We start from the raw sequence: 12,429 nt of genomic DNA, 5'->3' as shown, positions 1-12,429 counted from the left end.
CCCCGGTCACCGGATTCGGGTGCCCGGCACCACGAAGAACGTCTCCTGCGGGTCCGCGCCCGGATCCCCGCCTGCGCGGGCGGCGCCACCGGCACCGCTGGTGGCGGGTGCCCCGCCCGGCGGTGCGTCGGCCCACCGGGTCGGCCGCCAGCGTCGACGCCGCCCGTACGGCAGCGCGGTGACCGCCACGACGATCCCCGCCGCGATCATCGCCACAGCGGCTGCCACCGTCACCGCGACCAGCCCCAGTGACCGCCACCGCTGCGCGCGGGCCACTGCCGCCGGATCCTCGGTGACCGCCGGCAACGCCGGCACGGCCACCGGCTCGGCCGCGCTGAGCTGCTCGGTGATCGCCCGGTACGGGTTGACCACCCCGTGGCCGTAGCCGTCGGCGTGGCTGCCGGCCGCCGGGTCGGCGGTGGCGAGCAACCGGCGGGTCACCTCCGCCGCCGACAACTGCGGCTCGGCGGCGCGCAGCAGCGCCGCCGCCGCGCTGACCATCGGGGTGGCGTAGCTGGTGCCGCTGAGCACCTCGTGCCCGGAGACCCGGCTCGCCGCGACGACCGCCCCACCCGGTGCGACCAGGTCGACGTACCCGCCGACCTGCGAGTCCGCCAGCCGTACGCCGGTTTCGTCGATCGCCCCGACGCCGATCACCCCGTCGAAGCCCGCCGGGTACGGCGTCGGATCGGGCACCTCGCCGCGCTGATGGTTGTTGCCGGCGGCGGCGACCAGGACGACGTCGGCCCGGCGGGCCCGCTCCACCGCCGCACGTACCGCCTCGTCGGCCCGGTACATCGTCAACGACATGTTGATCACGTCGGCGCCGGCCGCCACCGCGACGTCGATCGCCTCGGCGAGCCGGGCACCGGGCGAACCAGGGCCCTCCTCGGCGGCCTGTACCCGCTCGGTGACCCGCACCGGCACGATCGTCACCCCGGGTGCCAGCCCGTGGAAGCCGACCCCGTCGCGGCGGGTGGCCGCGATCAGGCTGGCCACGGCGGTGCCGTGCGAGGCACAGTCGACGGTGCCGCTGTCCTCGACGTCGAGCAGGTCGGTGCCGTCGGCCACCCGGCCGGCCAGCTGCGGATGGTCGTCGTCCACCCCGGAGTCGATCACCGCCACCCGGACGCCGGACCCGTCGGTGACCGGCCAGATCCGCTGCGGCGCCAGCCACCGCTGATGCCACGACAGCTGCGGGATCACCGGACCGGGCTGCGCCGGGTTACGGCAGCTGCCGGGCGCGGCGGCGGCCGGTGCCCCCGGTGCGGCCGCCGTGACGAGCACGGTGACGGCCGCAGCCAACAGCCCGGCCCAGGACGTGGTCCGCAACCGGGCCCGGGGCGACGCCGGTGAGCGCATCCGTCGACCTCCTGACGAGCCGGTGGGGTGCGGGCATCGTACCGAGCCGGCCGGGCCGAGCGGGCTCGTGCGACTGGCACACATTCAGTATCGTCAGGACGAAGCCGTGCCCGGCCGGTACGGTCGTGCCCCGGTGACGCGGCGACGGGGAGGACACCATGGACCTGCAGGGGCTGCGGGCCCGCGCGGACGAGCTCATGGCGCAGTTCGACCGAATGCGCGCGGGTGTCGGCGACGTACAGCAGCAGTTGCGCGCCGTGTCGGCGACGGTGACCTCTGACGACGGCCTCGTCACGGTGACCGTCGGGCCGCGCGGCCAGGTGACCAAGGTGGAGCTGGATCCGCGCATCTACCGGCAGCCGAACGCGTCACAGCTCGCCGCCACCATCACCGACACCATCCGGACCGCCGCCGACCAGGCGATGGCCGAGGTGGAGCGAATCTGCCGGCCGCTCGTGCCGGACGCGCAGTTCCAGGCGCACATGGACGCCGACCTGGACGGCATCTTCCGCCAGCTCGACGCCGACCTGCCCGGAGGTGACCGCAGGTGACCGAACCACAGCAGACCTTCGTCGACCCGGACCTGGTGCGACCGGCCGGGGCCGTGCTCGGCGGTGCCGTCGAGCGGCTCTCCGGGGAGTGGACCCGGCTGACCACCACCATCCGTGGCCTAAACGCCGCCCGGCCCTGGGGTGACGACGAAGCCGGCCGGGCCTTCAACGAGCACTACCTGGACGGCGGCGACGAGGCCCCGGCCGCGGTCACCCTCGACGCCGGCGACGAGCTGATCGCCGCGATCGACGACGTCGGCGTGCGGATCGTCTCCTCCGTCGACGGCACCGTCGACGACGACGACGCGGTGTCCACCAGCTTCGGCGGCAAGTGACCCGGCAGCTGTCGGAAGGCCCACGTCGTGTCGATCATGAACCCGAGGGAGGGGCTCGGCGAGTACGCCTGGGTCTGGGACGCGATCTGCTGGGTTAGCGCCGGTGAGGCCTGGCCCACCGGCGACGAGGTCGAGATGCGCGAGCTCGCCGACGCCTGGCGGCAGCTCGCCGAGGCCATCGGCGAGGCCCTCGCCGAGGCCGACCCGGCGGCGCTGCGGGTCATCGAAGGCTGGGGCGGCGACGCCGGCGCCGAGTTCGCCACCTTCTGGCAGCAGGTCGGCGTCGGACCCAACACCGGGCTGCCGGTGCTGCAGAAGGCTGCCGCCGCCTTCTCCAGCGGCTGCGACAACGCCGCCAACGAGATCGAGTACGCCAAGCTGACCATCCTGATCGCCGTCGCCATCACGGTGATCGCGGTCTTCGTGGCGCTGCTGATGGCCTGGCTCGGTGGGGTCTCCGCCGGTGCCATCCCCGGCATCCTCGCCGCCGGCCGGCAGGCCGTCACCGTCGCCTTCCGGCGGCTGCTCGCCCAGCTGGGCCGGCAGATGCTGACCCAGGCGGGGATGCGGGCCGCGTTGCAGGGTTCGGCACGGCTGGCTGCCACCGGGGTGAGCCGGATCGGCGCCCGCCGGCTCGGCACCCAACTGGGCATCGAACTCGCCGAGGAGATCGGCGAGGAACTGATCATCGACGTCGGTGCCCAGGCGTACCAGATGGCCCGGGGCAACCGCCGCGAGTGGGAAGGCAACCGGACGCTGACCGCCGCCGTCGGCGGAGCCTTCGGCGGGGCGCTCGGCTTCGGCGGCAACCGGCTGCTGCGCAACACCATCGCCCCGCGCGTACCGGTGTCGTTCCGGCCACCGGCGCTGGACTTCGGCACCTCCCGGGCCGCCCGGTGGAGCGCCGGCACCCTCCGCTGGGGTGGCCGTTCGGTCGCCGCCGGCCTGCAGAACGCGGTCGTCTCACCGGCGGCCAGCGTCGCCGCGAACCTGGCCGTCAACCAGCAGTGGACCAGCCCTGGCTGGCAGGGCGTGCTCGGCGGCTTCACCAGCGGTGCCGGCCGGGGCGGTGCCACCATGGCGGCGTCGTCGGCCGGTGCCGCCGCCGCCGGTTTCGCCAACCGGTTGGGTGGTGTCGCGCCACCCACCGGCGCCATCGACCTGGCCACCGGGATGCCGCTGACGACCGTCGGCGCCGGCGGGATCGACCTGGGTACGCTCGGCAGCAGCAGCACAGTGGACGGCAGTGCTGGCACCGGTGGCGCGGGTGGCGCCGGCAGCGCGGGCAGCACGGGTGGTGGAACCGGCAGCACGGCGGGTGTCGGTGCCACCGATGGTGCCGGCCCGCCCGCGTCAACGAGTGCCGCGCCCCCGAGTGCCGATCCATCGGACATCGTGCCACCGGCGACTGCGCCGGAGACCGGTGCCGGCTCCATCTCGTTGGCACCCATGACCGTGGACGTGACCACCCCGGACGTCGTTGCCTCGAACCTGGCCGCCACCGAGGTCGAGCAGCCCGGTCGGCCCGACACCCAAGCCCCGACGGTCACCGCCGGACCAGCGCAGCCGGCCGAGGTCGGGGCAGGGGTGTCCGGGTCTGCGGCTGCCCTGGTCACCCCGGGGGCGGCGTCCGCGCCAGGGGCGTCCCCGGCGTCCGCGCCAGGGGTGGCGGCATCGAGCGGTGGTACGCCTGCAGCGGGTACGCCGTCCACCAGCGCCACCCCGGCGGCGTCGACCCCAGCCGCCGCCACCCCAGCGGCCGCCACCCCAGCATCGTCCACCGCCGCACCGACCGCCGCCACCACCCCGGGTACCTCGACGACCAGCCCGACCACGTCGGCGAACCCGACCGCGTCTGCCGGCCCTGCCACGTCCGCCGGCCAGTCCACGTCGACCAGTCCAACGACGTCTGCCGGTGCGAACGCGTCGACCGGTGCGAACGCGTCGACACCGGCCCGGCCACCGGTGCCGGCTACCGGGCCCACCGCCGGCTCGGTCACCTTCAGCCCGCCGGTCGCCGCGCCGGCCACCGCACCGGCACCGGCCGTGAGCACTGCGCCGACCGGGGCCACCCCGGTCAGCCAGACGCCGCCCGTACTGCCGCCGATCGGCCCGCCGGCACCCGTACCGCCGCCGGCCGCAACCGCCAGCGGCCCGGACCGGACGACGCAGCCGACGCCCGGCGGGCCCACCCCCGGACCGGCAGTCGACCCGCAGACGCTGCAACGGTCGACCGGCCCCACCGGCAGCGGTACGCACAGTTGGCAGCTGGCGCCGGTCCAGTTCGACGGCGACCCGACCAGCGCGGACGCCGACCAGGCACTCATCGAGGCATCCCGGGCGCTGGTCGACGCCCTCCAGGACGCGGTGACCCGACGGCAGCAGCAGGTCACCCCCGGCGAGCAGATCTCGATGGCCAAACGGCCGGGCGTGGTCGGGGCACTGATGACCCGCAACGGGCAGCTCACCACCCACACCAGCATGACCGCCGACCAGAGCACCGACCCGGCCACCGAACCGACCCCGCACCGACTGGTCCAGACCGCGCTCGACCAGGCCGCCCGGCAGGTCGGCCGGCCCGGCAGCGGGCACGGCAAATGCGCCGAGGTAGCCCTGGTCTCCGACGTGGTGTACCAGCTGGAACAGCAGTGGAACGACGCCGGCCGACCCGGCGACTTCGACACGTACGCCCGATCGGAGCTCGCCGGGGCGCGGATCGTCACCCACCAGTTCCGCCGCGCCCAGGACATCGACGTGGTGTACGAACGCGGCGACTACCGACCACCGTGCCGGTCGTGCGGGCCGCTCCTCGACGACCTCGGGATCACCCCGGTGGTCGACACCGAACGGCTGCCCGGCCCGGCCGTACCGCCCGACTCCGGCGCGTTGGGTGACGGGCGGACGCTGCCGCAGACCAGACCGACCGGCGACGGGCTTCCGCTGGTGCCGCCGGACCCCGCCGACCAGCAGGCGTTGGCCGACTCCGTACCGGTCGGGTCGGACGGCCGACCGGCCCGGCACCCCGACCCGCGCGACGGCCGCTGGCCGGAGCTGGTCAACGACGGCGGCCCGGCCAACCCCGGCCGCAGCACGAACTGCGCCGACGTCGGACTATCCGTCCTCGCCACCTGGTTCGGCGACCCGCAGGTCGCGGCCGCCACCGGCGCGTCGGTGACCGCCGAGCCGGACAGCACCCGGCGGCAGGAACAGTGGCTGGGTGCGCCCTTCGCACCGGCCGGGCGCGGGCCGGCCGGGTTGGAAGCGGTCGCCGACCAGCTGCGCCGCGCCGGCCCCGGCTCCGCCGCCCTGATCATCACCAGCTGGACCGCGGCGGCCGGCGGCGGCGCGCACACCTGGAACGCCGTCAACCACGACGGGCAGATCATCTGGATCGACGCCCAGAGCCGGACCGTCTCCGACACCGCACCGATCTACGGCAGCGAGGTCGACGGGGTCTGGTCGATCACCCTCGACGCCGACGGCAACCCGGTGCCCGCCGACGGCCCGCAGACCAGCACGAACGCGTCAACGAACGCGTCGACGACCGGGACGGTCAGCGACTCTGCGTACCTGGATGCGTTGACCGAGCCTGACCGGGACACCCTGCGTGGTGAACTGGCCGCCGCCCAGGTCGACGCCGACGCGATCCTGGCCGAGCTGCAGACCATCGGCGACCGGCTCAACGCCGACCTCGGCCTGGCCGGCACCGACGCGCTCACCCCGCTGGGCAGCGAGTACCGGGTGAAGGGCGCCGAGTCGCTGGCCCGCAAGTTCAGCACCGACTTCGAGCCGAAGGGCTACACCCTCCCGGAGGCGCTGGCCGAGGTCAACGACGTGGTGCGGTTCTCCGTACGGGCACCGGAGACCGACGCGTACGGGCCGGCGGTCGCGGGAGTGCTCGACGCGCTGACCGCGAGCGGCCACCAGGTGACCGACGTCAAGAGCTTCTGGCACCCCGGGAACCGGTTCTTCGGGCTGAACTGCACCCTCGTCTCGCCGACCGGCCGCACGTACGAGGTGCAGTTCCCGACCGCCACGAGCTGGGCGATCGGCAAACAGACGCACGCCCCGTACGAGGTGATGCGCGACCCGGCGGCGACCCCGGCCGACCGGATGCACGCTCTCCTCGACATCCTCGCGGTCAACAAGGCGCACGACATCGCCGACCGGATGCCCGGTGGCATGCCGGTGCTGGCCGAGCGGTACGGCCCACCGAAGGACACCAGCTTCGCCAAGTGGATCGGCAAACAGGACCAGGCCGGCCTGCGGCAGGACTACGCCGACTGGCTGGCCGCCGACCCGAGTCGCAGCTTCCGGCAGGAGTTGGCTGCGCGAGGATTGGACCCGTCCGACCTGCCCGGTTTCGATCCTGACGCGATAGGAAGCACCGATGCCGACCCTGACCTTCCGCTACCACCTGCTGTATCGGACGGACGACCAGACCCAGCCGCCGGTCAACGTGATAGCGGTGGCGGCCGGCACCGGGCCGACCCAGGCGGTGATCTGGGACCGTCCGACGTCGAGGTGGGGCTTCCGACCGGACGTGGCGGCGTCGATCCTGTACGCCGACCCGGAGCGCCACAGCGTACGGGCAGTGGACCGGTCGACGGCGGAGTCGGCGACGCAGCACTTCACGACGGTCCCGTTGCCGAGCGAGCCGGAGTTGACCCGGATCTGCGAGGAGGCCAGCCGGACCTGACCTCGGGTCGGGACGACGGCGGGGAGGCTGCCACTGATGGAGTTTCACTACTACGTGCTGTCCCGGCAGATCGATCCGACGGACATCCCGGTGAACGTCATAGCACTGGCGAACTGCCCCGGTCCGACTCAGGCGGTGATCTGGGACCGTCGGGCAGACCGATGGAGCTCCCGCCCGGACGTCGCAGTGGCGATCCTGTACGCGAATCAGGAGCGTCACACGTTCCACCGGACCGATCGGGTGACGGCGGAGTCGGTGACGCGCCACTTCACGGCGGTCCCGTTGCCGAGCGAGGCGGAGTTGACCCGGATCTGCCGGGAGACGGGCGAGACCTAAGCGCGGAACGGCCTGCATCGCTGGACCGTGATGCGGCCTTCTGGGGCCGGCTTTCGCCCGACGAGAAGGAACTCATCCTAGACGCTGTACGAGTGGCGCACGCAGATGCTGCGGCTATTTCTGACGACATCGAGGTGCTGATCACCGAGATCAACGACAGGTCCGGCCTCGAGGGGATCTCCTCGCTGGCACTCTTGGGTGTAGAACATAGGGTCAAAGCGCCGAGCTCCTTGGCGCGCAAATTCCTCGTTGATTTCGAGAAAGCTGCTGGAATCGATTTACCGACAGCTCTCGTTGAGATGAGCGATGTAGTTCGATTCTCGGTGCGTAGTCCTGAAGGTGATTTGTATGCAGGCGCGGTAGAGGGTGTTTTGCTGGGCTTGGAGAGGCTTGGTCATCGCGTCGTTTCCGGAAAGTCGTTCTGGCGATCGGGAAATCGCTTCTACGGCTTGAATGTCACTCTCATCTCTTCGGTTGGGCGGAAGTATGAGCTGCAATTTCCGACAGGTGTGAGTTGGGATGTCGGAAAACGAACTCACGCCGCATATGAGCTAGTGCGAGATGTATCTGCCCCCGGTGCGGATAGGGTTAACGCCTTTCTTGATATCCTGGCGGTGAACAAAGATAGTGGCTTGTCTGAGAATTTGCCGGACCAGTCGCGTCGACTGACCGAGCGGTTTGGTGAAGCAAGATTCAACGGGATCTCAGCCTGGCTTTCATCGCTGGATTCCGACTTGCCGCCGAACAGTGTGGTTCGTCAGGAGTACGCCAACTGGCTGGTGGGCAAGGGGGCAACTCTTGAGGATATCCTTGCTGCTCGTGGCCTTGACCAGGCAGATCTGCCTGGCTTCGTTCTCGATCCAACGGCGGTGCCTGATGGACGTCATGAATTTCCAGTACTACCTGTTGTATCGGCCGATCAATCCGACGGACATCCCGGTGAACGTGATAGCCCTCGCCGATCGTCCGGGTCCGCCTCAGGCGGTGGTCTGGGACTACCGGGAGAACCTGTGGGGGTACGGGACGGACTTGGCCGTGTCGGTCCTGTACGCGAATCAGGAGCGTCACACGTTCCACAGGACCGATCGGGCGACGGCGGAGTCGGTGACGCATTACTTCACGACGGTGCCGTTGCCGAGCGAGGCGGAGTTGACCCGGATCTGCCAGGAGGCCAGCTCGACCTGACCGGCACCCGGCCGGTGTTCGGTGAGAGCCGCGATGAGGGGTCGACGAGCCTCGCGTCGGCGGACGCCACAGGCCAATCGTCGACGTTGCCGGAGCAGGGAGGGGCAGTCGATGACCGAGGACGAGGCCAAGGCGCTGGCCAGCAGACTGCTGGGCAGCAGGAACCCGATCGAGATGTATCCGTTCGAGTTCGGCTGGCTGGTCCGGGAGGAGTTGTCGACCCAGGAACGGCAGGCCGGGATGCACATCGGTCAGGGGAGCTTCATCGTGGACCTGACGGGCGTGGTGACGGCCCAGCCGAGCCTGCCGGCGACGGTGGTGGTCGAGGAGTACGTGGCGGAGCGTCGACAGGGGCGGATCTCGGGCCGACAGGTGTGGCCGGAGACGGGCCCGCCGACGGAGTAGGCGACCGGACCGTACCGCTGAAGGGCGGCGATGCGCCGCTGGCCGGCTCCCGTCCGGTGGGTCCGTTGAATTTGGCGCCGTTGGAGGATGTGGGTTTTCAGGCTGATCTTGAGGCGGTGTTGTGGTCGGGTGGTGGGTTCGTGGTGGGTGCGGATCCGTCGTCGCATCCGTTCGGTGGGTTGGTGAACGATGGTGGTCCGGGGCGGTCGGGTCGGGGCAACAATTGTATGGATTGTTCGTTGGCGGGGTTGTCGACGTTTCTTGGTCGGCCGATGGTGTCGCTGCCGCGCTGGCCCGACGTCCTGCCGGACGGCACCGTCGACCGGCAGACCGGCGAGGCGTCCGGTGTCGACCGCGCCGAGGAGTGGTTGGGTGGGGAGTGGGTGGCGCCGCCGGCGGACATGCCGGGTGTGCCGCAGAAGCGGGCGGTGGCGGTTGCCCGGCAGTACGCGCAGTTGCAGGAGCGGGTGGCGGCGGCGGGGCCGGGTAGCGCCGCCCTGGTCGTCGCCGACTGGCTCAGTGTGGACGAGCGTACGGGGCAGGTGCAGGTCGACGCCGACGGCAACGCCCTGGCCGACGGCTCGCACGCGTTCCTGATCGTCTACCCGCACGGGGCCGATCGCCCGGTGTGGTGGGATCCGCAGGACGGCCAGACGTGGACGGTGCCGCCGGCGCATGTCGTCGCCGCCACTCACACGTTGTGGTCGATGGACGCGCCGGCTGCAGGTGGAGGGACCAACAGTGACTCGGGACGAAGCGCAGGAGCTGATCCAACGGCTGGTCGGGACGCCGAACCGGATGGCGCTGCACGAGTTCGAGTTCGGCTGGCTGGCGCAGGAGATCCTGAGTCCGCAGGAACGCGGCACGGGGATGCGGATCGGCCTGGGGAGCTACATCATCGACCGGGACGGGACGGTGACGGTGCACGGGAGTCTGCCCGTACCGGTGACGATCAGCCGGTACGCGGCGGAGCGTCGGCAGGGGCGGATCTCGGGTCGGCAGGTGTGGCCGGAGACGGACTCGCCGGACTAGCCGACGGAGCTGGCCAGGCCTCCGGAGCAGCTGACGGACTCGCCGGTTCCGGACCGTTGTCGGGTCCGCGTCCGGTGGGCCCGTTGAATCTGGCGCCCCTGGAGGATGTGGGATTTCAGGCTGATCTTGAGGCGGTGTTGTGGTCGGGTGGTGGGTTCGTGGTGGGTGCGGATCCGTCGTCGCATCCGTTCGGTGGGTTGGTGAACGATGGTGGTCCGGGGCGGTCGGGTCGGGGCAACAACTGTATGGATTGTTCGTTGGCGGGGTTGTCGACGTTTCTTGGTCGGCCGATGGTGTCGCTGCCGCGCTGGCCGGACCGGGCGGGCGACGGGACGATCGACCGGGTCACCGGTGAGGCCGACGGGATCACCCGGGCCGAGCAGTGGTTGGGTGGGGAGTGGGTGGCGCCGCCGGCGGACATGCCGGGTGTGCCGCAGAAGCGGGCGGTGGTGGTTGCCCGGCAGTACGCGCAGTTGCAGGAGCGGGTGGCGGCGGCGGGGCCGGGTAGCGCCGCCCTGGTCGTCGCCGACTGGCTGAGTTTCGATCAGGACACCGGCCGGCTGCACCTGGACGCCGACGGGAACGTGCAGGCGGCGGGCTCGCACGCGTTCCTGATCGTCTACCCGTACGGGGCCGACGGGCCGGTGTGGTGGGATCCGCAGTACGGCGGAACCGCGACGCAGCCGCCCGCCGAGTATCTGGCGGCGACGCACACGTTGTGGTCGATGGACGCGCCGACGGCACGGGGAGGGACCGGAAGTGACTCGGGACGACGCGCAGGAGCTGATCCAGCGGCTGGTCGGGACGCCGAACCGGATGGCGCTGCACGAGTTCGAGTTCGGCTGGGTGGCGCGGGAGATCCTGTCGGAGACGGAACGCACCCAGGGGATGGGGCTGGGCCAGGGGAACTGGGTGATCGACCACGACGGGACGGTGACGGCCCATCGGAGCATGCCGCCGTCGATCATCATGCAGGAGTACGCGGCGGCCCGCCGGGCGGGCCGGACGACCGGCCGCCAGGTGTGGCCGCTGACGGTCGCGCCGGAGCAGCAGAGCTAGCCGCTGACGGTCGCGCCGGAGTAGCAGAGCCAACCGCCGCGCCGGACGGCCGGCTCAGCTCCGCGCCGGACGGTCTGGTCAGCGCGGCCGCCGGGACGACCTTCGGGGGCGCGCTGCACGACGCCGACCCGGTCGCGGTCACCGCGGCGGTACGCGACGCGCTCGACACCGGGCTGCTGCCCGCCGGAGCGGTCGCCGACCCGGTTGCCGGCACCGTCACCCTCGACACCTCGGCCGGGCCGGTGACCGTCACCCTCACCGTGACCTCCCTGCCGCCCGACACGACGGTGGCACCCGTCGCCACCATCGCGACGCACGCCGCCGGGGCGACCGTACGGGTGTCCGACCGGGCCTCCACCGATCATGTCCGGCGGGCGGTCGCCGCCGCACTGGCCGAAGTGGACGCTATCGCCCAGGATCGGGCCGACGGGCTGCGTACCGATGCGACGACGGCGCTCGCCGAAGGGTCCCGGCCCGAAGGTGACGGGCAGCGGCACCTGACCGCGCGGGACATGGGGCGGCTGGCGGAGCTGCGTACCGTCGCCGACCAGTTGGCGCAGGCCGGCACCGGCCGGCACGCCGACCCGGCCCAGGTCGCCCAGTTGCATGCCGAAGCGGTCGGCCTGCTGATCAGCAGCGGGCTGCTGGAACCGTACCCGGGGCACCGGGTGCACAGCCTGGTGCCGAACGTACCGGTGGTCGGGTTGGCCGCCACGGACGCCCGGTTCGCTGCCGTCCGTACCCAGTTGGGGCCGGCCTTCGCGGACCTCGCCGGGCTGCTCACGGTCGCCCGCGACCGACCCGGTCTGGCCGACGAGATCCGGGTCGTGCAGGCCGACGTACGGGCGGCGGCCCGCCAGTGGGCCGCGCAGGCGACCGCCGCCCGCGACCGGGCGGACCTGGCGTTGACCGACCGGGTCGACGCCGCGCTCGACGCCGACCCGCGGCACGTCTTCGACCGGCTGGTCATCGGCGGCGGCTGGGCGGCCACGGCCGACTTCGCCACCCTCGACGCGCCGCCGGACACCGGGGACGGCCTGCCGCCGGTGCTGGCGGTGTCGCAGGGCCACGACCCGTGGGCGGACCGGCAGCAGCTGCTGATGGGGCAGGTCCCCACCGAGTTGGAGATCCCCGGCCTGCCGTTCCAGCCGGCGGACTTCGCCGACGAAGGCACCCAGTTCGCCCGCTCCAGTGACTTCGCGGCGGCGGTCGGCGCGGCCCGCGCGTACACCGGGATGCCCAGCTACCAGGGCACCGCGACCGCGATCACCCCCCGCCCGACCAGCGCCGACGCTGCGGCCGGTTGGCCGGATGGCGCGAACTACCGGGTGACGATCGGCGAGCGCGGTTTCTACGCCGCCACCGTGGACATCGCCGCCGGTCCGGGCCCGGCGCGGGTGCCGGCCGCGCCGGCGTCGACCACCGGCCGGTACGTCGACCCGGCGACCGGCTACCAGGTCGACCT

The 12,429-nt window shown here is 72.1% G+C and carries 3 protein-coding genes and 1 pseudogene; 3 read left to right on the top strand and 1 reads right to left on the bottom strand.

The genetic code is table 11. The features are described from left to right. Positions 1-6 precede the first annotated feature (6 nt). Positions 7-1,362: a type VII secretion-associated serine protease mycosin gene (mycP, locus tag ACN28F_RS14855; protein ID WP_421358259.1), complete on the bottom strand. Its 1,356-nt coding sequence runs from the start codon at positions 1,360-1,362 to the stop codon at positions 7-9. Positions 1,363-1,520: 158 nt separating this feature from the next. Here mycP and ACN28F_RS14850 point away from each other — a divergent pair, with 158 nt between their 5' ends. The 3 genes and pseudogenes from ACN28F_RS14850 to ACN28F_RS14840 form a co-directional block, all read left to right on the top strand. Further along, positions 1,521-1,913: a YbaB/EbfC family nucleoid-associated protein gene (locus tag ACN28F_RS14850; RefSeq protein ID WP_421358258.1), complete on the top strand. Its 393-nt coding sequence runs from the start codon at positions 1,521-1,523 to the stop codon at positions 1,911-1,913. Further along, entirely contained in the window at positions 1,910-2,248 is a 339-nt protein-coding gene (locus tag ACN28F_RS14845) for a hypothetical protein (RefSeq protein WP_421358256.1), read from the top strand. Before ACN28F_RS14850 ends, ACN28F_RS14845 begins: the two co-directional genes overlap by 4 nt. Before the next feature lie 36 nt (positions 2,249-2,284). Further along, a pseudogene (locus ACN28F_RS14840) lies at positions 2,285-10,561 on the top strand (toxin glutamine deamidase domain-containing protein); the annotation flags it as partial. Positions 10,562-12,429: the final 1,868 nt, after the last annotated feature.

The sequence above is a fragment of the Solwaraspora sp. WMMA2101 genome (assembly GCF_049179175.1).
In the GTDB taxonomy this organism is placed as follows: domain Bacteria; phylum Actinomycetota; class Actinomycetes; order Mycobacteriales; family Micromonosporaceae; genus Micromonospora_E.
The sequence above is the reverse complement of the archived record's forward strand: the minus strand, read 5'-3'. Positions and strand labels throughout refer to the sequence as shown.

Excerpts from the sequence above, each read along its gene's own strand:
- mycP (WP_421358259.1), bottom strand. The coding sequence starts at position 1,362 with ATGCGCTCACCGGCGTCGCCCCGGGCCCGGTTGCGGACCACGTCCTGG.
- ACN28F_RS14850 (WP_421358258.1), top strand. The coding sequence starts at position 1,521 with ATGGACCTGCAGGGGCTGCGGGCCCGCGCGGACGAGCTCATGGCGCAG.